The following is a 25,675-nucleotide window of genomic DNA, read 5'->3' as shown; positions in this document are numbered from 1 at the left end:
TGCGACGGGTCTCAGGAGGAGGCGAGGGGTACGGCGGCGCTGAGGACGGCCTGGGCCGCCTCGGCCGGACGGGTACGAAGGAAGTAGTGGCCGCCGTCGGTGAGTTCGTGGAGTCCGACGTGTTCGGCCAGGAGCAGCCAGTCACGGTGCAGGTCGGCGTGGCCGGCGGTGTGCGGGTCGTCGGCGGCGACGACCACGGTGACCGGCGCGGACAGCCTTTCCGGCGGCGGTGTTTCGAGGGCTTCGCGGAAGTAGCGGTGGGCGCAGAGGCAGTCGTGCCGGTAGGCCGCACCGATGTGTTCGGCGTGTTGCTCGTTCAGCTCCGCCAGTTCCGTGTAGCCACCGTCCGCGGTCAGCCGCGCCGCGGTGTCGGCGTCGCTCGTGCTGTCGAGTTCGCCGATGGCCCGCTGCCGGTCGGCTGCCGTGCCGAGCAGTTGTGCCCCGAGGAACACCCGCGTCACGCGCACGCCGCGCTCCTTGAGCCTGCCGGCCGTCTCCAGGGCGTGCGCGGCACCGGAGGAATGGCCCCACAGCATGACCCGGGTGAGGCCGCGCGCCGTGATCTCGGCGGCGACCTGCTCGGCCACCTCCTCGATCGACGCGAACGGCTCCGGGTGCGCGGCCAGGTTGTGACCGGGGAGGTCCACGGCGAGGACCGCCACCGAGCCGCCCGCCAGCGCGCTCGCCATCGGCTGGTAGTTGACCGCGTTGCCGCCCGCGTAGGGGAAGCACACCAGCGTGTGCTCCGCGGCGCCGCCGCAGTCCGACAGGGGCAGCAGCAGCTCCGGGCGCTGCCGGGCCGTGCCGTCGATGAGGGCGGCCAGGTCGGCGAGGACCGGGTGCCGGGTGATGTCCTTCAGGGACACCACGCGGTCGAGCGCGAGGGTGAGCCTGACCGCGGTCAGGGAGGTGCCACCGGAGTCGAAGAAGTGGTCCGTGCGGCCGATCCGGTGCTCGGGCACGTCCAGCAGCACGGCCCAGGCCGCGGCCAGCCTCCGCTCGGTCGGGCTGAGCGGGACGGCCTCGTCGCCCGCCTCCCGTTCGGGTGCCGTCCGTTCGGCCAGTACGGTCAGGGCCTTTCGGTCGATCTTGCCGTTGGCGGTCAGCGGAAGGCTGTCCTGCCGGTGGAAGGCCGAGGGGACCATGTAGGCGGGCAGCGTCGCGCCGAGGGCCTCGCGCAGCGCCTCCGGCTGCTGCTGCCTGCCGGAGTAGAAGGCGATCAGCTGCTTGGAGCCGCCGGACCGCTCGGCGACGACCACCGCGCCGTCGCGCACTCCGTCCACCCGTAGCAGGCAGTTCTCGATCTCGCCGATCTCGATCCGGAAGCCGCGGATCTTGACCTGGCTGTCCCGGCGGCCGAGGAACTCCAGTTTGCCGCCGGGGTGCCAGCGCCCCCAGTCGCCGCCCAGGTAGAGCCGTTCACCGGGCCGGTAGGGGTCCGTCCGGTACGCCTCCCGGGTGCGCTCGGGATCGTTGACGTACCCCCGGCCGACGCAGACCCCGGAGAACGCGATCAGTCCCGGGGCGCCCAGCGGGACCAGCGACAGGTGCTCGTCCACGACGTAGACGCGAACGTTGTTGACGGGCCGCCCGAGCAGCACCCGCTCGGGCACCTCCCGCAGCATCTCGTGGTTGGTGTCGTCCGACGTCTCCGTCAGGCCGTAGGCGTTGAGCAGCCCGATGTCCGGCTGGACCGCGAACCAGCGCTGGACGAGCTCCCGTTTGAGCGCCTCGCCGGTCACCGAGACGCATCGCAGGTCCGCGAGCGTGCGCGGGTGCTGCTCCAGGTACGAGACCACGACCTCCAGATAGGACGGCACGACCTGTGCCACGCCGACCCGGCCGCGCTCCAGTGTGTCGACGAACCGCTCCACGTCCGTGATCACGTCCTGCTCGACCAGCAGGGTCCGCCCGCCGACCAGCAGGGGCGCCATGAGCTGCCACAGCGAGATGTCGAAGCACTGCGGGGCCGTCTGCGCCACCACGCACCCCTCGCCGATCGCCAGGTCGTCGATCTTGGCGCGGAGGTGGTTGAGCATGCCCGCGTGCTCGCACATCGCCCCCTTCGGCTCGCCGGTGGAGCCGGAGGTGAAGTAGATGTAGGCGAGTTGGCCGGGGTCGACCCGTACCCCGAGGTCGTCGTCGGCGTGCGGTTCGGCGTACGCCGTGTCGACCGGCAGTTTCTCGACGCCCGGCAGGGTGGCCAGCGCCTGGTCGAGGGTGTGGGTGCTGCCGGCTTCGGCCAGGACCAGCCGGCACCCCGCGCGCGACAGCGTGGCCGTGATGCGGCCGGCCGGGAAGTGCGGCTCGATCGGCAGGTAGACGCCGCCGGCCTTGAAGACCGCCAGCACCGCCGCCAACCAGTCGAGGGTGCGCTCGGTGACGACGGCGACCACGTCCTCCCGGCCCAGCCCCCTGGCCAGCAGCGCTCGCGCCAGCCTGTTCGCACGCCGGTCGAGCTCGTCGTACGTCCACCGCTGCTCGCCGTGTACGGCCGCGACGGCCTGCGGATGCGCCCGGACCCGCTGCTCGAACAGCTCGTGTGCCCGGGCGTCCGGCAGCGGCCGGCGCGGCCCTGCCATGCCTTCCAGCTGCTGCCGTTCCTCCTCGGCCGACAGCAGACCGCGTCGGGTGTGGCCGGCGTCGGGGTCCGCCGTCATCAGCCGCAGCGCCGTCAGGTGGTAGCCGCCGATGCGCGCCGCGGCGCCGGCGTCCAGTACGTCCGTGCGGTACCGCAGGCGCAGCAGCAGCCGTCCGCCGCGCTCGGACCAGCGCACGTGCAGGACACCGTCGTCGGCGTGGGCCTCGTCGGCCCCGAGGGGACCGAACACGACCTCGTACGGCGGCTCCGTCATTCCCAGCTCCCGCCGCAGCTGCTCCACCGGGAACTCCCGGTGCGCCAGCACCTCCGCCTCGGCGTGCTGGGCGGCGGTCAGCAGGTCCTGCCAGGAGCCGGGGGGCACGGCCGGCCGGCACGGCAGCGGTTCGCCGCGCACACCCGTGGTGTAACCGGTTACGACCTCCGGCTCGCCGGACAGCACGGCCAGCACCTTCATGTGCGCGGCCAGCATCAGCGCGCTCACCGGCACTCCACGGTGCCGGGCCAGTGCGTGCACCGCCTCCGTCACGTCGTCCGGTACCGGTGTCTCGTGCTCGGCCGCTCCCGGGACCGGCTCCCGGACCCACCGCGGCACCGTGGTGACACCGCCGGCGGTCAGTACCCGGCTCCAGAACTCCCGGTCCGCTTCCACGCGCGTTCCCATCGAATGGCCTTCCTCAGCTCACGGTCGCCGCAGCGGCGTTGGTGGTCGGCGCGGCCCGGCCGACGCCGAGGGGCCCGCTGCCGCTCTCCGGCATGTCGACGGCGGGATTGCCGCCCCACCGGGCGTTCCGGGGGACTTCCTCGCCCTTCATGAGGAAGGAATCGGGCGCCAGCACCGAGCCGTCGCCCATGGTCACGCCGTAGTGCACATGGGCGCCGACGCCCAGGGTGCAGCCGGCGCCGAGCGTGGTGCCGTCGGACTTGAAGGTGCCGTCCTCCTGTGAGTGGCACTGGATCTTGCTGCCGGCGTTGAGGGTGCACTCGTCGCCGATGGTGGCGAGCGTCCGCTCGGTCAGGTAGCAGCCGTCGTCGAACACCCGGCTGCCGATGCGCACGCCCAGCAGCCGCCAGACCAGGCTCTTGAACGGGGTTCCGTTGAAGACGTTGAGGAAGTGGTCCGGGACCTTCCACAGCCGCTCGTGCCACCAGAAGTACGGGTCGTAGATCGAGCACAACCGGGGGCGCAACGCACGGAACCTCGTGAGACAACGCTCCAGCAGGATGAAGTAGGCGGTGGAGAAGGCGAGTGTGAAGGCCAGGTATCCGGCGATCACCACGTGTCCGACCACGCCGTACAGGTCCACGGAGGCGAGGGCGAGGAGGGTGAGCGCGAAGGTGTGCAGCCATCGCACGAGCAGCATGAGCGCCATGGAGCGGAGGTTGTAGCGGTTCTTCGCGGCGAGCAGGCGACGGAACGTGTCGCCCGTCCTGAGGTGGTCGAACCGTGCGTCGCGGTCCACGGACCGGGGGATCTCGAAGCACGGTGAGCCGAGGAGCCCGACGCCTTCGCGGACCTCGCCGTCGAGAGGGACCATCACCTTCGTCGCGAGCAGGCAGTTCTCCCCCGTCCTGCCGCCCGCCGGATAGGCGATGTTGTTGCCCAGGAAGCTGTGCGGTCCGATCGACACCCGGGACAGCCGGAACGACGTGCCGGAGAAGTCGGCGTTGATGATCGAGAGTCCGTCCGCGACCATCGTTCCGCTGCCGACGGAGACCAGCAGGGGTGTCTCGTGCTGCACTTCGGTGCCGAAGTTCGACCCGGTCTGCTCGACCCGTGACAGGTCGTACCCGAGTCCGCGGAGGTAGTGCACGATGAAGGAGCTGTCACCGAGGAGCCAGGCGAAGAACCTGACGTTCGTCATGCGAGCCGTGGCCCGGTGCAGCGCGTAGTGGAATCCGTAGAGCGGATAGACCTTGTCGGGCTTGACCAGCAGGCCCACCAGTCGCGGGAGGGTGCACAGGGCCACCAGGCCCAGGGCGGCGCACCCGAAGAACAGCACGAGGGAGAGCACCAGCGCGTCGGAGAGCAGTTCCGACCGGGACAGTGCGGCCGTCTGCGGGTCGAGTCGCTTGCCGATCGCCGGTACCTCGGTGAACAGCATGTACATTCCGCCGACGACCAGCGGGACGTACACGAGGAACAGCTGCACCAGGGTGCCGAGGCCGAACCAGGCCCGGCGCGCGGTGCCGCATACGGCCGGGGCGACCCTGACGTAGTCGGTCCGCGTGGGCTCCGCCGGAGAGCCGTGCCAGTGCTCACCGTCCGGGACCGCCTGGCCGCGGTGCAGGGCGGACGCGTGGCCGAGCTGGGCACCGTGCCCCATCGACGTGTCGATGTCCAGGACGGTCTTCTCGCCGACGAAGGCGTCTCTGCCGAGGGTGATCCGGCCGGTCTGGATGTGTCCCGCGTGGGCCCGGTAGCCGAGGAAGAAGGAGTCCTTGCGGATCACCGTGCCCGCACCGATCGTCAGCAGGTCGGTGCAGACCGGGACCGAGTGGGAGAGGATCGTGACTCCCTTGCCGATCCGGGCGCCGAGGGCCCGCAGGTACAGCACGTACAGCGGGGTCCCGGTGAGGAAGACCATCGGGTTCGCGTGGAGCAGTGCCTTGACGAGCCAGAAGCGCAGGTAGGCGGGGCCCCAGACGGGGAACTCACCCGGTCGCCAACGGCCGATGAGCGCCCATTTCGCGATGACCGGGAACGCACACAGCGCGACGAACCCGACGCCGCCGAACAGCAGCGACCGCAGATAGACGTGGACCAGGCCCGAACCGGCGGCGATCCACTCGTAGCCCGCGGCGGTGACGAATCCGGAGACGAGCGAGTACCCGAGGAAGAACAGCAATTGGAACGTGCCGCAGAGAAGATGGTCCCGCCGCTTCCGGCGCGGTCCCGGAGCGGGCGACGGCACCGGCGCCGGCGAAGCGGCCACCGGGCCGGCCGGAGCGGGAGCGGCCTCCCCGAGAGCCGCAGCCAGGCTTTGGATGGTGGGATGCCGGTAGATGTCCCTCATGGACGGGGACGGCAGATCCGCCCTCTTCCGTAACCGCGCGCAGAACTGGGCCATGACCAGGGAGTTGGCGCCGAGGTCGTGGAAGAAGTGGCTGTCGACCGGCACGCACTCGGCGTCCAGGAGGCCGGCCAGCGTCTGCGCGAGCTCCCGCTCGGTCTCCGCCCTGCCGGGACCGGAGTCGCTCAGGGCGACGGCAGGTTCGTCCGGCTCCGACACGACGTCGGAGGACTGCTCCACCATGCGCTCTCCTGAAGAACGTGGATGTTCCTGATCACGAACCGGCGGATTCAGTTTGTCCGGATAGATGATGATTTGCCACTTGCCTCGCTGATTTAACGGCACGCGAGGCGCGGCCCGTTGGCCCGACTTTCCCTGTTCCGCCCGAGGACAGGGAGAGTGCGGGTCACCCGCATGGCGGTCGCCCGGACGGCACGGCCCGTCCACCCACATGGCCTCGACAGCAACGAGGGTGGAGTGCTGGGGCGTTGGCCCCAAAAAAGTAGCCACGTACATAGTAGCTATGTACATAGTAGCCATGTACTGTATTCAGCATGAGCAAGGTTCCCGAAGGAGCCACCCCCGGATTCCTGGTGTGGCGGCTGTCCATGAAGTGGCGGGTCGCGGTGGACCGCGCCGTGGCCCCGCTGGGGCTGACCCACGCGCAGTACGTGGTGGTGGCGTCGCTGCACGGCATGCACCGCTCCGGCCTGCGACCCAGCCAGCGGCGCCTCGCCGATCACACCGGCCTCGAGGCGCTCTACGTCTCCAAGCTGGCCCGCGGCCTGGAGTCGGCCGGCCTGCTCGAGCGCACCCGCGACCCCGACGACCCGCGCGCCGTACGGCTCGAACTGACCGCGCCGGGACGCGAGGTGACCCAGAAGGCGATCGAGGTCGTACAGGGCCTGCTGGGGCAACTGACGGCACCCCTCGGTGGCCCCGGCAGCCCGCGCGCCCGCGAGTTCAGCCAGGACCTGCGGACCCTGCTCGACGCACCGCTTGACCCGTTCGGCGCCACCGATCACGAGACGGAGCAGTCATGACCACCACCGCCCCCCTTGTCGACCCTCGCACCATCGCCCTCGCCCACTACGCCGCGCGTGCCGTCCTGGAGCGCGTCCTGGCCTCCCACGGCACCACCTTCCAGCAGAACGTGATCCTGCGGCTGGCCGCCGTCGCGGACGGGCCGGTCGAGCGCACGGCGCTCGTCGACGGGGCGACCGGCGCGCTGAAGGTCGACGCGGCGGACGCGCACGCGACGGTCGAGGAGCTGATCACCGCCGGGCTGCTCACCGCGACGGACGCGTCCCGCCTGGAAATCACCGACAATGGCCGGGAGTTGTACGGCAGGGCCGCGGCCGAGACGGCGCCGGTGACGGCCCGGATCTACGCGGGCATCTCCGAGGAGGACCGCGCCGTGACCGGCCGGGTGCTGACCCTGATCACCGAGCGGGCCAACGCGGAGCTGGCGGCCCTGGAGACCCGGCAAGGTTAGTGGAATATTAAACAAACGCGTTCCGTTGTGGCCGTCGAAGGAGGTCACGAGTGGAGACGCAAGTGGAGACCACGTACTACGACCACGGCACACAGGCCGAGCGCTGGGAGCGCGCGCAGCAGTTCTTCGACGCCAAGGACTACGCGGGCGCGGCGCGGGTGCTGACCGGGCTGGTCGAGGAGGCACCGGAGCAGACCGGGCCCCGGCTGCTGCTGGCCCGTGCCTACTACCACTCGGCCCAACTGCGCCGCGCCGAAGCCGAGTTGAGGGTCATCGTCGAGCGTGACCCGGTGGAGCACTACGCCCGGCTGATGCTGGGCCGTACGCTCCAGCGGCAGGCCCGGCACGAGGAGGCGGAGCGGCACCTGCGGATCGCCTCGGCGCTCGGGGGCGACTTCCCGCAGGAGTGAGCCGCGGGATGAGGGCCCGGTTCCCGGCGGGGTTCCGGGCCCTCGGCAGGTGTCAGGCGGACGGCCGTACCGTCCGCCTGACCACCCAGTGGTTCTTGCCCAGCCGGCGGGTGCGGGTGAAACCCCGGCCCTCGAACAGGGTGACCGTGGCGTTGTGCAGGAAGGACGCGGACACCCGGGCGCCCTCGGTGTCCTGCGGGTAGCTCTCCACCGTGCCGCCGCCGAGCCGGGCGATCTCGCGCAGGGCGCCGTCGAGGGCGGCGGAGGCCACGCCCGTACGGCGGCGGGCGCGGTGCACGAAGAAGCAGGTGATCCGCCAGTCGGGCGGGGCCGGGGCGGCCGCCTCATAGGCACGGCGGTGCTTGATCCGGGGCAGTTCGACCGGCGGGCCGAACTGGCACCAGCCGACGCAGTCGGGACCGTCGTACACCAGGGCGGCGTGCGCGCTGCCCGCGCGGACCCGTGCCTCCTTCTCCGCCCGGTTCTGCTCGGGCGTCTTCGTGCGGCCGACGCCCTCCTCGTGGAAGGCCATGCACCAGCAGCCGCCCCACACCCCGTCGTGCTCCGCCACCAGCCGGGCGAAGTCGGGCCAGGTGTCCGGGGCCAGGGCCCGTACCGAGAACGCCATTTTCTCCCCCGGGGTCACAGCGACGCCGTCGCGCGCAGCAGCAGGAACAGGGTGACGGCGGAGTTCGCCGACGACATCGCCGACACCAGCGCCCCGGCGGCGGCACCCCAGGCGGCGAGGCCGACCGAGGTGAAGGCCGACGGCCAGGTGCGCGCCACGGGTGGTGGGGCCAGCAGCGCGGCCACCCGGCGCGGCACGGGGCCGGTCGCCGCGAGCGCGGCGAGCGTGGGCGCGGGGGTGCCGGCGGAGAGCAGCGCCGCCCGGCCGATGGCCCGGGCGACCGTGCGCCGGTCGCCGACCGCCCGGGCCGCCTCCTCGTCCGCCCAGCGCTCGGCCGTGTACACGACGGCCCCGCGCAGGGGCCGCAGGAACGGGTTGGCGCGGGCGGCGAGGTGCGCGGCGAGCAGATGGCGGTGGTGGCCGGCGGCCAGGTGGGCGCGTTCGTGGGCGAACAGGGCGCGCCGCTCGGCGGGCGCGAGTCCGGCCAGCAGCGCGGTGGTGACGACGATCCGGCCCCGGCCGCCGGGCAGGGCGTAGGCGTACGGCGTGCTGTCGGGCAATACCGCGACCGCCCTGCCCGGCAGCGCGGCGAGGGCCCGGCGGGCGCGGCGGGTGACCCGGCGGTGCCGCAGCAGGGTGCGGGCACCGCCGGCGGCGACCAGGGCGAGCGCGGCGATGGCGGCCCGGCCGGCGACCTCGTCGTGGGGGACGGCGGCCCGTACCTGTGGGTCGGACCAGCCGTCCGGGAGGGGGTTGCCGGGCAGCTGGGCGGTGCCGACCACCATGAGCAGGGCCAGGCAGAGCGTGCTGCACACGGCCATGACCACCGCGACCGCCGTCAGCAGCCGGGTCGCGGTGCGCGGGTGCAGTCGCGTCTCGGCGAGCCGGGCGACCGGCCAGGCGGACAGCGGGAGCACCAGTGGCAGGAAGACGAAGACCCCCATGGGCGGTCAGTCTTCCGTACGGCGGCCCGTCGTGTCCGTGGAGTCCGGCTGACCGGTGCCGGCAGCGTCCAGCAGAGCGCGCAGCAGCCGCTCGTCGCCGGGCGGCAGGGCGGTGACGAAGCTGGCCAGGACCGCCTCGCGGTCCCGTTCGCCGTCCAGCAGGCGACGCATGCGCAGGGCGGCGAGCCGGGCCACGTCGGCGGTCGGCGTCCACAGGAAGGAACGGCCCTGGCGTTCCCGGGCGACCACGTCCTTGGCGAGCAGCCGGGTCAGGATGGTGACGACGGTGGTGTGGGCGAGGTCGCCGCCGAGGCGCTGCTGCACCCAGGCCGCGGTGACCGGTGCGTCCGCCTCGCGCAGCACGCCGAGGACCTGTTCCTCCAGCTCGCCCTGGCCGCGCCGCCGGACCCTGCCGCCTTCCCGCGCCATGTCCCGCTCTCCCTTCGGCGTCGGCGTGTCGGACCACGCTACTTCACCCCGTCACAGCCATGGTGCGCCCGCGGGCCGCCACGGTGCCCGGTGGCCGTCGCGTGGGCGCGACGACCGCGCCGGTGCGCGACCTCGCCGGTGCGCGGCATCGCCGAGGACGACGGCGACGGCGACGGCGAGGACGATGGCGACGGCGAGGAAGGCGGCCGGCGGGACGCCGTGCCGTGGCCCGCGTGCTGCCGGGTACTCGGCGCTGAAACGCCGGTGGTCCAGTGGTCGGACCGCGAAGGGGCTGGGTCCCCCGGGGTGTTGGTGAGCTGTACCACAGGGTGTGCCGGGGTGACGTGGCATGCTGACGCGATGGCACCTCCCCGTGAACACGCACCGCTTGCCGAGCGGGTCGAGGAACTCCTCGCCGCCGGCGGCCCCTTGCCCATCGTCGCCGCCGGACGGCCGGTGCTGCGGCGCGGCACCGAGCCGTACGAGGGTCAGCTCGGCCCCGCCCTGCTCGCCCGTTTCATCGAGGCCCTACGCGTCACCATGCACGCCGCGCCCGGCGTGGGCCTGGCCGCCCCGCAGGTCGGCGTGGAGCTGCGGATCGCGGTCATCGAGGATCCGGCGCCGGTGCCCGATGAGGTCGCGGTGGCCCGGGGCCGTGTCCCGCAGCCGTTCCGTGTCCTGGTCAACCCGGTGTACGAGCCCGTGGGCACGGCGCGTGCCGCGTTCTTCGAGGGCTGTCTGAGCGTGCCGGGGTGGCAGGCGGTGGTGGCCCGGCACGCCGAGGTGCGGCTGCGGGCCGAGGACGAGCACGGCCACCCGGTGGACGAGGTCTTCGCCGGATGGCCCGCCCGGATCGTCCAGCACGAGACGGACCACCTCGACGGCACGCTCTACCTGGACCGTGCCGAGCTCCGCTCCCTGTCGACGAACGAGGCGGTGGCCGCGCTGTGGAACAGCCCGGCACCCGAGGCGGCGGCCGAGGCCCTCGGCTTCACCCTGCCCTAGTTCCTGACACCGCGTGACCTTGCGCCGTCGCCGGGGAGGGTTCGTGAGCGAGGTCGTCTTCGTGCACGGCGCCGGCGAGCGGTATCCGAGCGAGGACTCGCTCGCCCGGGACGTCGTCCCCGAACTCCTCGGCGGCATACGGCTCGCCGGCGGTCCGGTGACGACGCCGGACGAGCTCGCGGTGGCGTTCTACGGCGACCTGTTCCGGCCCCGCGGAACGCGTGCCGCGGGGTTCCTCGCTCAGTTGTCCCGGTACGCCTCCAGCAGCCGCAGCCACACCTCGCTCAGCGTCGGGTACGACGGGACCGCGTGCCACAGACGGCTGACCGGGACACGGCCGGCCACGGCGACGGTGGCCGAGTGGATGAGTTCGCCGACGCCGGGGCCGACGAAGGTGACCCCGCGCAGGATCTCGTCCTCCAGGTCGACGACCATGCGGGCGCGGCCCTTGTAGCCGTCGCCGTACAGGCCCGCGCCCGCCACGGAGGAGAACTCGACGTCGACGGCGCGGACGCGGTGGCCGGCCTGTTCCGCCTCGGCGAGGGAGAGGCCGACCGCGGCGGCCTCGGGGTCGGTGAAGACGACCTGGGGTACGGCGTGATGGTCGGCGGTGGCCACGTGCGCGCCCCAGGACTCGTCCGCGACGGGGTCGCCGGCCGCACGGGCGGCGATGGCGGCGCCGGCGACGCGGGCCTGGTACTTGCCCTGGTGGGTGAGGAGGGCGCGGTGGTTGACGTCGCCGACGGCGTACAGCCATTCGGTGCCGGTGACGCGGAGGGTGTCGTCGACGTCCAGCCAGGAGCCTGGTTCCAGGCCGACGGTGTCGAGGCCGATGTCGTCGGTGTGCGGTACGCGGCCGGTGGCGAAGAGGATCTCGTCGGCCTCGATCCGGTCGCCGGCGGAAGTGACGGCGACGACTTTGCCGTTCTCCCGGGTGACGGAGTCCACGGAGGTGCCGGTCCGGATGTCGACGCCCGCCTCGGTGAGCGCGTCGGCGACCAGTTCCCCGGCGAACGGCTCCATCCGGTTCAGCAGGCCCTTGCCGCGGACCAGGAGGGTGACCCGGGAGCCGAGCGCCTGCCAGGCGGTGGCCATCTCGGTGGCCACCACTCCCCCGCCGACGACGATCAGCCGCTCCGGGGCGGCCTCGGCACTGGTCGCCTCGCGGCTGGTCCAGGGCTTCACCCCGGCGAGGCCGGGCAGGTCGGGCAGCTGGGCGCGGGTGCCGGTGGAGACGGCGACGGCGTGCCGCGCGGTCAGGGTCGTGACCGTGCCGTCGGGGGCGGTCACGGTGACCGTGCGGGGGCCGACGAGCCGCCCGTGGCCGCGGTAGAGGTCGGCGCCGATGCCGTCCACCCAGGCGACCTGGCCGTCGTCCTTCCAGTGGGAGGTGTACTCGTCCCGGCGGGCCAGCACGGCCGGGGTGTCGAGCGGGCCGTGGACCGACTGGGCGAGGCCGGGCAGGCGGCGGGCGTCCGCCTGGGCGATGACCGGCCGGAGCAGGGCCTTGCTGGGCATGCACGCCCAGTAGGAGCACTCTCCGCCGACCAGTTCGCTCTCCACGATCGCGGTGGTGAGACCGGCCGCACGGGTGCGGTCGGCGACGTTCTCCCCCACGGGACCGGCCCCGAGCACCACGACGTCGTACGCGATGGATTCCGTTTCCGTCATGGTGTCAGTCTGGTGGGTGGTGTGCGCGTCGGCCACATGGGTACGTGCGCGAAACACAGACGTGCACGTGTGGAATAGGCGGCCCGGCGGTCGTGTTTCCGCCGTCGGCACACCCCACACCAGGAAGAGGGACTCAGGCCATGAGCAGCACCGTGGAGCTCACCAAGGACAACTTCGACCAGACGGTCACCGACAACGACTTCGTTCTGATCGACTTCTGGGCTGCCTGGTGCGGGCCGTGCCGCCAGTTCGCACCCGTGTACGAGAAGGCCGCCACGGACAACCCGGACCTCGTCTTCGGCAAGGTGGACACCGAGGCCCAGCCGGAGCTGGCCGCGGCCTTCGGCATCCAGTCGATCCCGACCCTCATGATCGTCCGCGACAAGGTCGCCGTCTACGCCCAGCCGGGCGCCCTGCCCGAGGCCGCGCTGACCGACATCATCGGGCAGGCCCGGGAACTGGACATGGACGAGGTCCGCAAGAGCATCGCGGCCCAGGAGGGCCAGGCCCAGGAGTCCTAGAACGGGTACGGCGCCACGTCGCCGCGTACGGTCGTCCAGCGCAGTTCGGTGAAGGCGTCCAGATTGGCCTCGCCGCCGAAGCGGGCGCCGGTGCCGGACGCGGCGACACCGCCGAACGGGGCCACCGCCTCGTCGTTCACCGTCTGGTCGTTGACGTGGACGATGCCGGTCGGGATCCGCTCGGCGAGGTCGAGGGCCCGTGCGGTGTCCCGGGTGACGATGCCCAGGGAGAGGCCGTACGGGCTGTCCGCGGCGAGCGCCGCCGCCTCGTCGGTGGTGGTGAAGGAGCGGACGGGCGCGACCGGCCCGAAGACCTCCTCGGTGTAGGCCGGGGTGTGGTCGCCCGCGTCGGCGAGCACGGTCGGCCGGTAGAAGAGGTGTTCATGGGTGCCGCCCGCGGCGAGTTTCGCGCCGCGGGCGGTGCTCGTGCGCACCAGGCCGTCGATCTTGGCGAGCTGTCCCGCGTCGATGACCGGGCCGAGGTGGACCTGCTCGCGGTGCGGGTCACCGACGGCGAGGGAATCGGCCTTGGCGGCGAGCCGTTCGACGTACGCGTCGTGGAGCGAGGCGTGCACGAGATGGCGGCCGGTGGTCATGCAGATCTGGCCCTGGTGGAAGAAGGAGCCCCAGGCCGCCGTGGAGATCACGGCGTCGAGGTCGGCGTCCTCCAGCACGATCAGGGCCGAGTTGCCGCCGAGTTCGAGGTGGGCGCGCTTGAGGTGGCGGCCGGCCGCCTCGCCGACGGCGCGGCCCGCCGCGGTGGAACCGGTGAACGAGATGACGGGCACGAGCGGGTCCTCGACCAGCGCGCGGCCCGCCTCCGCGCCGCCGGGCAGGACGTGCAGCAGGTCCTCGGGCAGGCCGGCCGCCGCGAAGACGGCGGCGAGGGCGAGCCCGCCGCAGACGGCGGTGCGCGGATCCGGCTTCAGGACCACCGCGTTTCCCAGCGCCAGGGCGGGCGCGACGGAGCGGATGGACAGGATCAGCGGCGCGTTGAACGGGGCGATCACCCCCACCACGCCGACCGGGACCCGGCGGGTGTACGACAGCCGGGGCGCCTCGCTGGGCAGCACCTGCCCGGTGGGCCGGGAGGCGAGGGCGGCGGCCTCGTAGCACTCCTGGGCGGCCACATGGAGTTCGAAGTCCGCCTTGCCCGGGATGGATCCGGACTCGCGCACCAGCCAGTCGCGCAGTTCGTCGGCGTGCTCGGTGAACAGGTCTCCCGCCCGGCGCAGCACCTGGGCCCGTTGGAAGTGCGGTGCGCGGGCCCAGGCGGCCTGGGCCGCGCGGGCGGTACGCGCGGCGTCACCGATGTCCCCGGGGGCGGCGAGGGTGACGGCGCCGAGGGCGTCGCCGGTGGCGGGCTCGGTGACGGTGTGGGCGGGACCGGCCAGGCTGCGGTCCTGCCAGGTCTTCGGGTCGAGCAGCGGCATACGGCTCTCCGATCGATCGCCGGGCGGTACGGCTGGGGTCTGAGCAGGCTTGCCGACGCGCCGCGGCTGCGCGCTCGGGGCGCACCCGGCGTCGGGCGCAGGTTCAGCCTCCCGGACGCACCAATTCGTTGAGCGCGAAACTACATCGCGAGCCCAGCGAACCGGAAGCGGGCCGGTTCGGATCGGCTCCCGCCGACTCGCAGACCTCGTCAGCTGGACTCGCGCTGGATCACGGAGGCGCCCAGGACCTTGTGGACCTCCGGTTCGCGGCCGGGGTCGCGGACCGCGCGGTCGACCAGTTCGGCGAGGTCACGGCCCGAGGGCAGGTCGATGTGCACGGTGCTGAGGCGGGGCCGCAGCAGCCGGCCGAGCATCAGGTCGTCGGCGCCGATCACGGCCACGTCCTCAGGGATGCGTACGCCCTCGTCCTGCAGTGCGCGCATCAGCAGCATCGCGTACTCGTCGTTGTAGGCGAACACCGCGTCCAGCCCCGACTCCCGCCAGCCCGCGGCGAGTTGGGCGGCGGACTCCTCCGTGTACGCGAGCGCCAGCTCCGTGACGACGGCGTCCGTGCCGTGCAGAGCCTGGCGCACGCCGGCGAGGCGGGGCCGGGAGTAGACCTCCAGGCCGGGCTCGTCGGGCACCACCACACCGATCCGGCGCCGGCCCCGCGCGTACAGGTGGGCGCCGGCGCACTGACCGACGGCGTCGTGGTCCATCAGCAGGGCGTGCGCACCGTCCACGCGTTCGGGACCGAGGGTGAGCACGGCCCGGGCGCCGGAGCGCTTGAGCAGCCCCACACCCTGCGGTCCGAGTCCGGTGCCCGGCACCAGGACGGCCACCGGCCGCAACTCCGCCCAGGCACGCGCGGCTTCGTCGCCCTGGAGGCCGACGGTGCCGTACTGCACGACGGTGTAGTCGAGCCGGCCGAGCGCCCACTGCAACTCGTTGAGGAACCTGCTGTACAGCGGGCCCACGGGGATCGCCGGGGCGGGCATGAGGACCATGCGGCTGTGTCCGGCGCGCAGGCTGCGGGCGGCGGCGTGGGGGACGTACCCCAGTTCCCGCGCAGCCTCGTGCACGCGGCGGCGCGTCGGCTCGCTGATCCGTACCGCGCTGGTGTTGTTGAGGACGTAGGACACGGTCGCGCGCGAGACGCCCGCCAGGCGGGCCACATCGGCACTCGTGGGGGTGTTCGGTATCTGCACCATGACAGACCGCATCTTGGCAGAGGCGCGGAGGCCGGGGAGAGGCGGGGCGACGTGGTTCACGGTTCGACGAAAAGCGGGGGCGCGAGACACTCGCCGAACACGTTCGTCACGACCTTGTTCGTCACGACCTTGTTCGTAACGAACATGTTCGTTACGGTGCAGACATGACCGCTGCTTCCCGTTCCCGCCGCGAGCGCCCCGCCAAACCCGCCCTGACCCGGCAGGGCATCGTCTCCGCCGCCGTCGCGATCCTGCGCGCGGAGGGGCTGCCCAAGGTGACCATGCGCCGGCTGGCGCAGGAGCTCGACACCGGCCCGGCCTCGTTGTACGTCTACGTCCGCAACACCGCCGAGCTCCACGCGGCCGTCCTGGACGAGCTGCTCGGCACGGTCCCCCCGCCCCCGGCCGGGGGCGACTGGCGGGAGCGGCTGGAGAAGGTGCTCACCGCCTACACCGGGATGCTCCTGGAGCATCCGAGCCTCGCCCGTTCGGCCCTGACCGCGCGGCCGAGCGGCCCGAACTATCTGGGCCTCGTCGAGACCCTGCTGGACCTGCTCCGCTCGGGCGGCGTGCCGCGCGCACAGGCGGCATGGGGTGTCGACCTGCTGCTGCAGCACGCCACCGCGACCGCCGCCGAACACGCCGGGGAGGACTCCCCGGGCGACTGGCAGGCACTCGTCCGCGCCCTGCGCGAGGCGCCGTCCGACACCCATCCGCACATCGCCGCGAACGCCGAGGCGCTGCTCTCCGGCGCCCCCGAGGCCCGCCTGTCGTGGGCCGTCCGGACCCTGATCAACGGCATCGAGCGCACCGCCGTTCCCGACTGACCGCCAGGAGGCACCCATGACCACCAGCTCCGCCCACCACCCGATCGCCGTCGTGGGCGCGGGCCTCGGCGGGCTCGCGCTCGCCCGTGTTCTGCACGTGCACGGCATACGGACCACCGTCTTCGACCTGGACCCCTCGGCGGCCGCCAGGACCCAGGGCGGCATGCTCGACATCCACGACGACTCCGGCCAGGAGGCGCTGCGGGCCGCCGGTCTGCACGAGGAGTTCCTCCAGCGCGTCCACCACGGCGGCCAGGCTCAGCGCGTCCTGGACCGGCACGCCACCGTCCGGCTCGCCGAGGACGACGACGACTCCCGCGGCCGGCCCGAGATCGACCGCGGGGACCTGCGCGCGCTGCTGCTCGGCTCGCTGCCCGAGGGCACGGTCCGCTGGGGTGCCAGGGTCACCGGCGCCCGCCCGCTGGGCGACGGGCGGCACGAGGTCGACCTGGCCGACGGCAGCTCGTTCACCACGGATCTGCTGGTCGGCGCCGACGGCGCCTGGTCCCGGATCCGCCCGCTGCTGTCCCCCGCCGAGCCCTCGTACACGGGCATGTCCTTCGTCGAGGCCGATCTGCTGGAGGCGGATGTGCGGCATCCGGCGAGCGCGGCGGTCGTCGGCGGCGGCATGCTCTTCGCGCTCGGCGCGGGCCGGGGCTTCCTCGCGCACCGCGAGACCGACGGCAGTCTGCATGTGTACGCGGCCGTCGAGGCGCCGGAGGACTGGCTGGACGGCATCGACTTCGGCGACACCGAGGCGGCGAAGGCGGCCGTGCTGAAGGAGTTCGACGGCTGGGACGAGAGCCTGCGGGCCCTGGTCGCCGACGCGGACGGGCCGCTGGTGCCCCGGCGGATCCACGCGCTGCCGGTCGGTCACCGCTGGGCCCGGGTGCCCGGCGTCACGCTGCTCGGGGACGCGGCGCACCTGATGTCGCCGTTCGCGGGCGAGGGCGCCAATCTGGCCCTGCTCGACGGCGCCGAACTGGCCCTCGCACTGGCCGCCCACCCGGGCGACACCGACGCGGCGCTGGCCGCCTACGAGGACCGGATGTTCCGGCGCGCCGAGGTGTCCGCCGCGGAGTCGGCGCACAACGCCGTGGTGCTCTTCCGCACGGACGCGCCGCAAGGGGTGCTCGACATGTTCGCGGCCCACGGCCTTCAGCCCACCGGCTGACCTGCGCTCAGCGGGGCGGCTCGGTTCCGGTCACCCGGGCGACCAGGTCGATCCAGCCGGCCTCCAGCCGCTGCATGGGCATCCCGCACTGCCGGGTCTGGTGGTGGATCACGGCCGGGTCGAGGGAGGCGAGCAGGGTCTGGGACAGCAGTTCGCAGTCGGCGTCCGGCACGATCTGCCGCAACAGCATCGTGACGTGCGTACGCAGCGCGTTGACCGCTGGGTGGGAGAGTCTGCGGGTGGGTTCCGTCTGGGCGGCCAGCAGGAGGTCGAGCTGCTCGGCGTAGCGGTACAGCACCGCCACGCCGAACGCCCGCAGCCGGTCCAGGGGCGGGGCCCCGGGCCCGAGCGGCGGGGGCCCGCCCAGGAAGTCGGCCTGCAGCGTGCGGTCGGAGTGGTCCAGCAGGGCCATCAGCAGCCCCGTACGGTCGCCGAAGCGGCGGAAGACCGTCCCCTTGCCCACCTGGGCCGCGGCCGCGACCGCCTCCATCGTGACCCCGGCCACCCCGTGCTCCGCGATCAGCCGGGCGGCCGCCTCCAGCAGACGGGCCCGGTTGCGCGCCGCGTCGGCACGCAGGCACGGCTCCTCGGGAGCAGGGCCGACTTCCAGCAACCGGGACGTGTCGAAGGGCTCGTGAGGCGGCGGGAAGGGCGGGAGGGCGCTGGACATGAAGACAGCGTAAAGCATGGGGAACAAAACTGGACCGTGGTCCGCTTACCATGGTAGACATCTAAGCGGACCTTGGTCCGGATCGTAACGGCGATGTTTCAGCCCCTTGGAGTTTCCATGTCTGTTCGCATTCTCGCGCTCGTCGGCAGCCTCCGCGCCGGTTCGCACAACCGTCAGCTCGCCGAAGCGGCCGTCAAGCTCGCCCCCGAGGGCGCGGAGGTCGTGCTCTTCGAGGGCCTGGCCGAGATTCCGTTCTACAACGAGGACATCGACGTCGAGGGCAACGTCCCGGCCGCCGCCGCGAAGCTCCGCGAGGCCGCCCAGGCCGCCGACGCCTTCCTGCTCTTCTCTCCCGAGTACAACGGCACCATCCCGGCCGTTCTGAAGAACGCCATCGACTGGCTGTCCCGCCCGTACGGGGCCGGCGCCTTCGGCGGCAAGCCCGTCGCCGTGATCGGCACCGCCTTCGGCCAGTATGGCGGCGTGTGGGCGCAGGACGAGGCGCGCAAGGCCGTGGGCATCGCCGGCGGCAAGGTGATCGAGGACATCAAGCTGTCCATCCCCGGCTCGGTGACCCGCTTCGCCGAGACCCACCCGGTCGACGACGCCGAGGTCGCCGCCCAGCTGACCGAGGTCGTCGCCCGGCTGCACGGCAACGTGGGCGAGGCCGTGGCCGCCTGAGCAGCACAGCACCACGAAGGGGCCGGATCCGTTCCGGCCCCTTTTCCGCGCACCGGCCCGGTGTGAGCCGCCCCCCGAGACGGCGGTCGCCGGACCGCCCAGCGGCGGCGGGAAGACGGTGGTCGCGCTGCCCGAGGCGACGTGTCCCGGCCGGACCGACGGCATGCCGCGCTCCGGGGCGTCGCCGACGCCATCGCCTCGCTGGACGGGACGTACGCGACCGGTCCGGACGCGGGAACCGGGCCCGCCGATATGGCGGACATCGGTGAGACCACCCCGCACGTGTTCTGCGGGCCGGCCGAACTCGGCGGCAGCGGCGACTCGTCCCCGCACACCGCGCTGGGCACGCTCGCCGCGCTGCACACCGGCGTCACGGTCGAGCCGTGAGCCCGGGCACGGCCGTCCGCCGCCCGGGGCATCCGGGCGAAACTCCTCCGGCCGGCCGGTTCTGACGTTACCGTTCGGTAGACACCGTTCCCGGAGCCTCCCGGAGGTACTCGCCGATGACGCCCGACCGTGCCGCCGGCCTCGTGGAGACCCGGCGTGCGCTCGCCGACGGAGAGGTGACCGCCCGTGAGCTGGTGGAGCGGACGCTGGCCCGGATCGAGGCCACGCAGGGCACGCTGAACGCCTTCCGGATCGTGCGGGCCGAGGCCGCGCTCGCCGAAGCGGACGCAGCCGACCGGGAGTTGGCGGCCGGGACACGGCGCCCGCTGCTCGGCGTGCCGGTGGCGGTGAAGGACGACATGGACGTGGCCGGGGAACCGACCGCCTTCGGCTGTGCGGGCGCGTTCCCGCCGGCCGCCGAGGACGGGGAGGCGGTACGGCGGCTGCGCGCGGCCGGCGCCGTGATCGTCGGCAAGACGAACACCTGCGAGCTCGGGCAGTGGCCGTTCACCGAGGGACCCGCGTTCGGGGACACCCGCAATCCGTGGCACACCGGGCACACGCCCGGCGGTTCGTCCGGCGGCTCGGCGGCCGCCGTCGCCGCCGGACTCGTCCCCGCCGCGCTCGGCTCCGACGGCGCCGGCTCCGTGCGCATCCCGGCCGCGTGGACCCGTCTGATCGGCATCAAGCCGCAGCGCGGCCGTATCTCGACCTGGCCGCGCGGCGAGTCCTTCCAGGGCATCACGGTCAACGGCACCCTCGCCCGGACGGTCGCCGACGCCGCCCTGCTGCTCGACGCGGCGAGCGGCAACCACGACCGGGACCCGCACCGGCCGCCCGCGCTGACGGTGGCGGACGCGGTCGGCCGCGACCCGGGCCGGCTGCGGATCGCCCTGTCCCTGAAGCCGCCGTTCACCGCCGTACCCGCCCGGCTGCACCCGGAGGTCCGGGCCCGTGTCCTCGAACTCGCCGAGAAACTCGCCGCGTTGGGCCACGACGTGGAGGAGGCCGACCCGCCCTACGGGCAGATCGGGCTGACCTTCGTGCCGCGCGCCACCGCCGGGATCGCCGAGTGGGTCAGTGAGGCCCCCGATCCGGCGCTGCTGGACCCGCGCACCCGTGACGCGGCGAGGCTCGGCCGGCTGCTCGGTGGGGTCCCGCTGCGGGCGGCCCGGCGCGCGGAGGCGGTGCTGCACCGGCGGATCGGCCGGTTCTTCGGCCGTCACGACGTGATCCTCGCGCCGACGACGGCCGCTCCCCCGCCCCGGATCGGCGCCCTGCACGGGCTGCGCGGACTGGCCACGGACCGCGCGATGATCGCCGCCTGCCCGTACGCCTGGCCGTGGAACGTGCTGGGCTGGCCGGGTGTGAACGTGCCCGCCGGTTTCGTCGGTGACGGCCTGCCGGTGGGCGCGCAGCTCCTCGGGCCCGCGGGCAGCGAGCTCCTGCTGGTGTCCGTGGCCGCCCAGTTGGAGGCGGAGCTGCGCTGGCACGAGCGGTGGCCGCCCGAGCCCGCGCCGGCTCCGAAGGCCGCCTGACGGCCGGTGCTCGTCGAGGAGGACCGAGGAGCACGGACCGGGCGCATCGGGCGTCCGCCCCGCCCGGCCGTGGCTCACCGGAAGTCGTGGCCCCGCGTCTCCAGCAGGCGGGCCGTCATGGCCGTGCCCAACGCGGGGTTCGCGGCGGCCGCATGGGCGAGCTCCTCGTCCGCGAGGAGCTCCACGAGCCGGTCCTGCGGAAGGTTCGGGTGCCGGGCCGACGCCGATCTCACCTCCGGGTCGGCGTCCCCGGTGAGCCGCTCCACGGTGGCGGGCGACGTCTGCGGGTCCCGGGCGGCCAGGGCGCGCACCCGCGGGTCGGCATGGTCGGCGTACCCGGCCAGCCCGGCGCGCGGAAAGTTCGGCCGGGTGGTCAGGCGGGCGCGCTCGGGGCCGGTGTACTCCAGGAAACTGCGCAGCAGCAGTGCCGCGGGCGCGTCCGGGTGGTTCTGGGCCAGCAGCACGCGTACGCCGAGGTCGTCGTCCTCGGCCAGGCGTGCCACGAGGTCCGGCAGGAGGGTGCGTTCCCTGGCGGCCTCCCTGCGCAGCAGCGGATGTCCGGAGAGGGCGTCCCGGCGGACGGCGGCCGGGTCGCGGGGTGTTCCGGCCGCGCCGTGGGCGCAGAACCGGCCCCCCGCCGGGACCGTGTAGTCGATGCGGGCCCGTTCCGCCTCGGTGAAGCCGGGGTGGACGGACACGGCCAGCCGTACCCGCGGCTCGGGGTCCGCGGCGAGCGTACGGCGGTCGTCCGCGTCGAGGTCCGGGTGGCGGGCGACCGCCCGGCGGACCTCCGGGTGCGGGTCGGCGACGAGTGCGTGCCGTTCGGCGGCGGGGAGATCGGTGCGCCCCGCGATCTCCTTCCGCACCTTCGGGTCGGGGTCGGTGGCCAGGGCGACCACCACGTCGGGCGGCAGTGTGGGATTGCGGGCGATCACCCACCTTTCGTCCTCGTCGGCCGGTGCGGTCAGGACGCCGTCCACGACGGCGCGGCTGAGCGCGCACTGGAGCAGCAGGCGGCTGCGTTCGTGGCAGGGGCGGGCCGGCAGCGCGCTCTCCACCCATGCCGGGTCGTCGTCGCGCGTACACGCCCGTGCCGCCTCGCGGACCCCTTCGTCCGGGTCCGCCAGCAGCGCGGCCCGTTCGTCGTCGGACATCGAACGCCAGCGGAGGACCCCGTATCTGCGCGCCTCGGCGTCCGGGTGGGTGGCCAGGGACCGGACCAGCTCGGGGGACAACTGCCGGAACAGCGACCAGAGGTGTTCCCGCTCGTACGTGGTGAGCATGCGGACCGCGGTGGCGTCGGGCAGCGGCCTCGGCCGGTCCGGCTCGGTCACGCACGGCCCCTCGGCGAGGTGGGCGCGGACGAACCAGTCCGGATCGTCCACGAGCCGGGCTCGCTGGGCCGGATCGACATGGGGGTTGACGGCGAAGAAGCCCCGGGTGCGCCGGTCGGGGTGCCCGATCACGGCGTCCACGACTACGCCGGGCAGATCACGGTCGCGGCAGAGCACCATCCGTGCGGCGAGCGGGGCCTCGGCGAGCAGCCGGAGCAGGACGTCCGGTGCGGCGGACGGGTTGAGGGCCAGCCCGGCGAGCCGGCGCGCGGGCAGGTCGGCCTCCTCCCAGATCCGGCCAGGCGTACGCACCACCGCTGTCTCCCCCCTGCCTAGGCCGCCCTCGCGGCTCCCCGGCCGACGACCTTACGCGCCGTCACACCGTGAGGAGGCCGATTCCCAGGGCGATCAGGGCGACGACCTTGAGCATCTCCAGCGCCACGTACCAGAAGTGGCTGCGGGAACGCGGCAGTTCCGCGCCTTCGAGGATCCGGTCGGACCGTCGGTTGAGGTAGGGCCGGACGACGGCCAGCTGGACGAGGAGCAGCACCGCGACGACCGCGGTCAGCGCCGTGAGACCGGCCGGGGAACCGCCCGCGGCGATCGCGGCGATGACGACGACGGCACACGCCGCCTCCACGGCGTTCAGCGCGCGGAAGACCAGCCGGCCTATGCCCAGGCCGATGGGGATCGTCACGCCCGGGGCACGGAACTTCAGCGGGGCCTCCAGGAAGGAGATCGCCAGCACCATGCCGAGCCAGACGAAGGTGATCGCGCTCGCGGTGGCGGCGGACGTGGCGTTCATGTGCGTGGAGCCTTTCTCCGCCGGGTCCGGCGGCTGGGGTGCGAGGGGTGTCGAGCTGAGGCGAGGGGCGGCGGTCGGCGCGGGGCGGACGGCCCACGGATGTCATGACCGGCCCGCGGGAGCGGACCGGGTGCGGGTCAGGCGGCGCCGGTCCCGGCCAAGTGGGCCACACAGGAGTCGGGTTCGGCGAAGGGTTCCAGGCCGGTCGCCGTCACCGGGGCGTTCAGCCGGGCCAACGCGCCCTGCATCAGGCCCAGATGGAGGGGACACACGATCTCCGCGTGCTCTTCGGCGAGTTCCAGGAAGGGGCAGTGCCGCAGCCTGATCCGCCGGGGTGGGCCGTCGGGCTCCTCCGCCCCCTCCGCCCGCGGCGCGAAGCCCAGTTCGGCGAGGAGGGTGAGGAGTGCGGCCACCGAGCGGCCGGCCGTCGGTTCGCCGGCGAGGGGCGGGGGTTCCATCAGGACACCACCCCACGCCCGGCCCGCCTCCATCGCTTCCTCGCGTGCCGTCGCCGGGTCGGTGGACGCCCACCGGCTGAGCAGGACTCGGGCCAGGAGCCGGTAGTCACGCCTTCCGCCGCGGTCCATGCCGGGACGCGCGGAGTAGACGATGCGCGGCCGGCCGGGCCCCGGGGACGGTTCGGCCCGGTGCTCGACGAGGCCCTCGGCCGTCAGGGCGTCGAGGTGGAACCGCACCGTGTTGGGATGGACGCCCATGCGCTCGGCCGTCTCCGCGACACCGAGCGGCGAGGGTGCGGCGCGCAGTACGTCCAGCACCTCTCGGCGGCGCGGGCTCTCTCCCGCGGTCATCTCCGACCCCCTCTCCCACCTGTGCTTATTTTTCACGAACCCTACATGTATTAATTGTAGAGTGAGCAGGCGGGCCGGCCGTGGGTACTTGTCGGCCGGGAAACGGAAGAGCCGAGGGGAACACCAGATGACGTCGCCGTCCGCGAGGGGCACCGGGCCGGCCGACCGCAGCGCGCCGGAAGCCCGCGTGCTGTGCGACACCCGGACGCTGGCCGAGGCCCCGCCGGCCCCGAGTGGGGTGCTCTGGAAGCTGGCCGAGAGCGGCCGGCAGCTCGACGCCAACGTGGTACGGCTCGCCCCGGGCGACCGGATCGTGGCCCACACCGAGACACAGCTGGACGTGATGCTCCTGGTCACGGCCGGGGACGGCCTGCTCGGCGCGGGTCCGGCGGACGAACCGCAGCAGCTCGCCGAGGGCGCCCTGGTCTGGCTGCCGCACGGCGCACCGCGCAGCATCACCGCCGGTGAGACGGGACTGGCCTACGTGACCGTCCACCAGCGCCGTCCGGGCATGCGCATCGGCACCCGCCCCGGGACCTGACCGAGCTCGCCGGCCGACACCTCACAACGGGCATCCGCCGGCACCCCTGGCGGGCGGGGGGTGTGGGGGCGGCCCAGGTCGGAGGGCGGACCTGTCGCTGTTCGGCCGGCGGTCGGGGCTGGTGACGGACACCGCCCGGACAACGGCCGGACGGCAGGCGCCCATTGCGCTCCCGGTGTCGCCCATTAGGGTGCCCCCGTGACCACGTTTACCGATGAGGACGTTCCCGGCCGTCACGGCCCCCACGCGACCACCGAGGCCGACCCGCGTGAGGTCGGCCGGGTGCGCACCGAGTACTCCCCGGCGCACGACGGGGACCCGGATCCCGGCGAGATCGTGTGGACCTGGGTGCCGTTCGAGGAGAACGACGGCCGGGGCAAGGACCGTCCGGTGCTGGTCGTCGCCCGCGAGGCGGCCGGCACCTTCCTCGCCGTGCAACTGTCCAGCAAGCGGCACGACGCCGACCGCGAGTGGGTCGCGATAGGCAGCGGGCCGTGGGACCGGTCGGGCCGGGAGTCGTGGGTGGACGTGGACCGCGTCCTGCGGCTGCACGAGGAGGGCATGCGCCGTGAGGCGTGCGCGCTGGACCGGATGCGGTTCAACCTGGTCCGGCAGCGGCTGCACGAGCGCTACGGCTGGACCTGACCGGCGTACGGCGCACCGGCCGTGCGGTCCCCCGATTCCGGGAACGCTTGTGTGAACGCTTTCCGCACCACCGTTCCCGGTGTCCGGTCCAGGACCCCGAACACCACGTGCTCGAACACCCCGGCGAACCGCCCGCCAGGGCCGAGCAACGCCCGGAACGCGCCCGCGACCTGCGCCGGGTCGTTCTGGAACACTCCGCAGCCCCAGGCCCCGAGCACCAGCCGCCGGTAGTCGTGGGCGGCCGCCGTCTGCAGCACCCGCTCGGCCCGTACCGCGAGGGCACCGGGCAGTTCGGGGGCGCGCTCGGGTTCCGTACGCCGTACCACCCCCGCGTTGGGGGCGGCCGCGGTCAGGAAGCCCGCGAGGTACGGTTCGGCCAGCAGGCGCCCCCGGTCGTCGCGGAAGACCGGGACGGCCGGTGAGTGGATCACCCGGTCCGTGTAGAACGGATCGCGGTGGGCGCGGTGGTGGTCGTAGAAGGCGCGGGCCGTCAGCAGACAGGTGTACAGCGCGGAGGCGCGGCACAGCGCCTCCTCCTGGGCCTGGGCGCCGTTGAGATAGCCGCCGCCGGGATTGCGCGCGGAGGCGAAGTTCAGGACCGCGACCGGCACGCCGGCCAGTCGGCGGGCGGCCTCCAGACTGCTCTCGCCGGTGACCTCGAAAACGGTGTCCGTCGCGGGCGCCGAGGCGATCTCGGGGGGACCGGTTTCACCCGTCTGCCGTACAGAGACCGGTTCCGGGCCGAACATCCGCGTACCGGCCCGCGCGGCCTCGATCCCGGCCGCGAGGGACACCTGCCGACCGTCCGCCGTCCGGTACCGGCCCGCGGCCACGATCCGTTCCGTCTCCGCGGCGATCCCGCGCAGGCGCGCGCTCACGGCGCCACCCCCGTGGGCGCCGTACC

The 25,675-nt window shown here is 73.5% G+C and carries 25 protein-coding genes; 12 read left to right on the top strand and 13 right to left on the bottom strand.

Annotation, left to right across the window (positions count from 1 at the left end; translation table 11 throughout):
• Nucleotides 1–11: 11 nt before the first annotated feature.
• Both AB0D93_RS24980 and AB0D93_RS24975 read right to left on the bottom strand, forming a co-directional pair.
• Nucleotides 12–3,263: an amino acid adenylation domain-containing protein gene (locus AB0D93_RS24980; RefSeq protein ID WP_362123006.1), complete on the bottom strand. Its 3,252-nt coding sequence runs from the start codon at nt 3,261–3,263 to the stop codon at nt 12–14.
• 13 nt (nt 3,264–3,276) lie between these two features.
• A complete protein-coding gene (locus AB0D93_RS24975; protein WP_362123003.1) occupies nt 3,277–5,856 on the bottom strand; it encodes a Pls/PosA family non-ribosomal peptide synthetase in 2,580 nt (859 codons plus the stop codon).
• 311 nt (nt 5,857–6,167) lie between these two features.
• Between AB0D93_RS24975 and AB0D93_RS24970 the strand changes: the two genes are divergently transcribed.
• The 3 genes from AB0D93_RS24970 to AB0D93_RS24960 all read left to right on the top strand — a co-directional run bounded on the left by AB0D93_RS24970 (nt 6,168) and on the right by AB0D93_RS24960 (nt 7,518).
• Nucleotides 6,168–6,656 (top strand): MarR family transcriptional regulator, encoded by a 489-nt coding sequence (locus AB0D93_RS24970; RefSeq protein WP_362123000.1) that lies wholly within the window; start codon nt 6,168–6,170, stop codon nt 6,654–6,656.
• The gene (locus AB0D93_RS24965) at nt 6,653–7,108 is read left to right on the top strand and encodes a MarR family transcriptional regulator (RefSeq protein ID WP_362122998.1); all 456 of its coding nucleotides are present in this window, start codon (nt 6,653–6,655) and stop codon (nt 7,106–7,108) included. The genes AB0D93_RS24970 and AB0D93_RS24965 overlap by 4 nt, the downstream gene beginning before the upstream one ends.
• 62 nt (nt 7,109–7,170) lie before the next feature.
• Nucleotides 7,171–7,518: a tetratricopeptide repeat protein gene (locus tag AB0D93_RS24960; RefSeq protein WP_362123376.1), complete on the top strand. Its 348-nt coding sequence runs from the start codon at nt 7,171–7,173 to the stop codon at nt 7,516–7,518.
• 52 nt (nt 7,519–7,570) lie between these two features.
• Here the strand turns inward: AB0D93_RS24960 and AB0D93_RS24955 are convergent, their stop codons facing one another.
• The 3 genes from AB0D93_RS24955 to AB0D93_RS24945 are packed head-to-tail and all read right to left on the bottom strand — an operon-like array spanning nt 7,571 to nt 9,519.
• Nucleotides 7,571–8,146 carry a GNAT family N-acetyltransferase gene (locus AB0D93_RS24955; protein WP_362122995.1) on the bottom strand — a complete coding sequence of 192 codons (576 nt, stop codon included), beginning with the start codon at nt 8,144–8,146 and terminating at the stop codon, nt 7,571–7,573.
• Between the two features lie 14 nt (nt 8,147–8,160).
• Nucleotides 8,161–9,090: a M56 family metallopeptidase gene (locus tag AB0D93_RS24950; RefSeq protein ID WP_362122992.1), complete on the bottom strand. Its 930-nt coding sequence runs from the start codon at nt 9,088–9,090 to the stop codon at nt 8,161–8,163.
• 6 nt (nt 9,091–9,096) lie between these two features.
• On the bottom strand, nt 9,097–9,519 hold the full coding sequence (locus AB0D93_RS24945; protein ID WP_362122990.1) for a BlaI/MecI/CopY family transcriptional regulator: 423 nt from the start codon (nt 9,517–9,519) through the stop codon (nt 9,097–9,099).
• A gap of 360 nt (nt 9,520–9,879) precedes the next feature.
• Here AB0D93_RS24945 and AB0D93_RS24940 point away from each other — a divergent pair, with 360 nt between their 5' ends.
• The gene (locus AB0D93_RS24940) at nt 9,880–10,524 is read left to right on the top strand and encodes a peptide deformylase (protein WP_362122987.1); all 645 of its coding nucleotides are present in this window, start codon (nt 9,880–9,882) and stop codon (nt 10,522–10,524) included.
• A gap of 240 nt (nt 10,525–10,764) precedes the next feature.
• Here the strand turns inward: AB0D93_RS24940 and AB0D93_RS24935 are convergent, their stop codons facing one another.
• The gene (locus AB0D93_RS24935) at nt 10,765–12,195 is read right to left on the bottom strand and encodes an NAD(P)/FAD-dependent oxidoreductase (protein WP_362122984.1); all 1,431 of its coding nucleotides are present in this window, start codon (nt 12,193–12,195) and stop codon (nt 10,765–10,767) included.
• A gap of 140 nt (nt 12,196–12,335) precedes the next feature.
• Between AB0D93_RS24935 and trxA the strand changes: the two genes are divergently transcribed.
• Nucleotides 12,336–12,716, top strand: a complete 381-nt coding sequence (gene trxA / locus AB0D93_RS24930; RefSeq protein ID WP_362122981.1) for a thioredoxin — start codon at nt 12,336–12,338, stop codon at nt 12,714–12,716.
• Here the strand turns inward: trxA and AB0D93_RS24925 are convergent.
• Both AB0D93_RS24925 and AB0D93_RS24920 read right to left on the bottom strand, forming a co-directional pair.
• The gene (locus tag AB0D93_RS24925; RefSeq protein ID WP_362122978.1) at nt 12,713–14,149 is read right to left on the bottom strand and encodes an aldehyde dehydrogenase family protein; all 1,437 of its coding nucleotides are present in this window, start codon (nt 14,147–14,149) and stop codon (nt 12,713–12,715) included. The two genes, trxA and AB0D93_RS24925, sit on opposite strands and share 4 nt — an antisense overlap.
• Nucleotides 14,150–14,358: 209 nt before the next feature.
• Nucleotides 14,359–15,372, bottom strand: a complete 1,014-nt coding sequence (locus AB0D93_RS24920) for a LacI family DNA-binding transcriptional regulator (RefSeq protein ID WP_362122975.1) — start codon at nt 15,370–15,372, stop codon at nt 14,359–14,361.
• Nucleotides 15,373–15,524: 152 nt separating this feature from the next.
• Between AB0D93_RS24920 and AB0D93_RS24915 the strand changes: the two genes are divergently transcribed.
• Nucleotides 15,525–16,187, top strand: coding sequence for a TetR/AcrR family transcriptional regulator (locus tag AB0D93_RS24915; protein ID WP_362122972.1), 663 nt, complete (start codon nt 15,525–15,527; stop codon nt 16,185–16,187).
• Nucleotides 16,188–16,203: 16 nt separating this feature from the next.
• Nucleotides 16,204–17,361, top strand: coding sequence for an FAD-dependent monooxygenase (locus AB0D93_RS24910; RefSeq protein WP_362122969.1), 1,158 nt, complete (start codon nt 16,204–16,206; stop codon nt 17,359–17,361).
• A 7-nt stretch (nt 17,362–17,368) separates the two neighbouring features.
• Here AB0D93_RS24910 and AB0D93_RS24905 read toward each other — a convergent pair whose 3' ends face one another.
• On the bottom strand, nt 17,369–18,049 hold the full coding sequence (locus AB0D93_RS24905; RefSeq protein WP_362122966.1) for a helix-turn-helix domain-containing protein: 681 nt from the start codon (nt 18,047–18,049) through the stop codon (nt 17,369–17,371).
• A 99-nt stretch (nt 18,050–18,148) separates the two neighbouring features.
• Between AB0D93_RS24905 and AB0D93_RS24900 the strand changes: the two genes are divergently transcribed.
• From AB0D93_RS24900 to AB0D93_RS24890, 3 genes are all read left to right on the top strand, one after another.
• A complete protein-coding gene (locus AB0D93_RS24900) occupies nt 18,149–18,712 on the top strand; it encodes an NADPH-dependent FMN reductase (RefSeq protein ID WP_362122963.1) in 564 nt (187 codons plus the stop codon).
• A gap of 141 nt (nt 18,713–18,853) precedes the next feature.
• Nucleotides 18,854–19,099 carry a hypothetical protein gene (locus AB0D93_RS24895; protein WP_362122961.1) on the top strand — a complete coding sequence of 82 codons (246 nt, stop codon included), beginning with the start codon at nt 18,854–18,856 and terminating at the stop codon, nt 19,097–19,099.
• Nucleotides 19,100–19,215: 116 nt separating this feature from the next.
• Nucleotides 19,216–20,637 carry an amidase gene (locus AB0D93_RS24890; RefSeq protein ID WP_362122959.1) on the top strand — a complete coding sequence of 474 codons (1,422 nt, stop codon included), beginning with the start codon at nt 19,216–19,218 and terminating at the stop codon, nt 20,635–20,637.
• Nucleotides 20,638–20,711: 74 nt separating this feature from the next.
• Here AB0D93_RS24890 and AB0D93_RS24885 read toward each other — a convergent pair whose 3' ends face one another.
• The 3 genes from AB0D93_RS24885 to AB0D93_RS24875 all read right to left on the bottom strand — a co-directional run bounded on the left by AB0D93_RS24885 (nt 20,712) and on the right by AB0D93_RS24875 (nt 23,585).
• A complete protein-coding gene (locus AB0D93_RS24885) occupies nt 20,712–22,286 on the bottom strand; it encodes a hypothetical protein (RefSeq protein WP_362122957.1) in 1,575 nt (524 codons plus the stop codon).
• 61 nt (nt 22,287–22,347) lie between these two features.
• Nucleotides 22,348–22,776 (bottom strand): hypothetical protein, encoded by a 429-nt coding sequence (locus AB0D93_RS24880; RefSeq protein WP_362122955.1) that lies wholly within the window; start codon nt 22,774–22,776, stop codon nt 22,348–22,350.
• A gap of 137 nt (nt 22,777–22,913) precedes the next feature.
• On the bottom strand, nt 22,914–23,585 hold the full coding sequence (locus AB0D93_RS24875; protein WP_362122952.1) for a helix-turn-helix domain-containing protein: 672 nt from the start codon (nt 23,583–23,585) through the stop codon (nt 22,914–22,916).
• Nucleotides 23,586–23,712: 127 nt separating this feature from the next.
• Here AB0D93_RS24875 and AB0D93_RS24870 point away from each other — a divergent pair, with 127 nt between their 5' ends.
• Both AB0D93_RS24870 and AB0D93_RS24865 read left to right on the top strand, forming a co-directional pair.
• Nucleotides 23,713–24,126 carry a hypothetical protein gene (locus AB0D93_RS24870; RefSeq protein WP_362122949.1) on the top strand — a complete coding sequence of 138 codons (414 nt, stop codon included), beginning with the start codon at nt 23,713–23,715 and terminating at the stop codon, nt 24,124–24,126.
• A 198-nt stretch (nt 24,127–24,324) separates the two neighbouring features.
• Nucleotides 24,325–24,771: a type II toxin-antitoxin system PemK/MazF family toxin gene (locus tag AB0D93_RS24865; protein WP_362122946.1), complete on the top strand. Its 447-nt coding sequence runs from the start codon at nt 24,325–24,327 to the stop codon at nt 24,769–24,771.
• Here AB0D93_RS24865 and AB0D93_RS24860 read toward each other — a convergent pair.
• Nucleotides 24,756–25,649, bottom strand: a complete 894-nt coding sequence (locus tag AB0D93_RS24860; protein WP_362122943.1) for a TIGR02452 family protein — start codon at nt 25,647–25,649, stop codon at nt 24,756–24,758. The two genes, AB0D93_RS24865 and AB0D93_RS24860, sit on opposite strands and share 16 nt — an antisense overlap.
• Nucleotides 25,650–25,675: the final 26 nt, after the last annotated feature.

The organism is Streptomyces sp. NPDC048191, assembly GCF_040652655.1.
In the GTDB taxonomy this organism is placed as follows: Bacteria; Actinomycetota; Actinomycetes; order Streptomycetales; family Streptomycetaceae; genus Streptomyces.
This window is presented reverse-complemented; position numbering and strand designations above follow the sequence as displayed.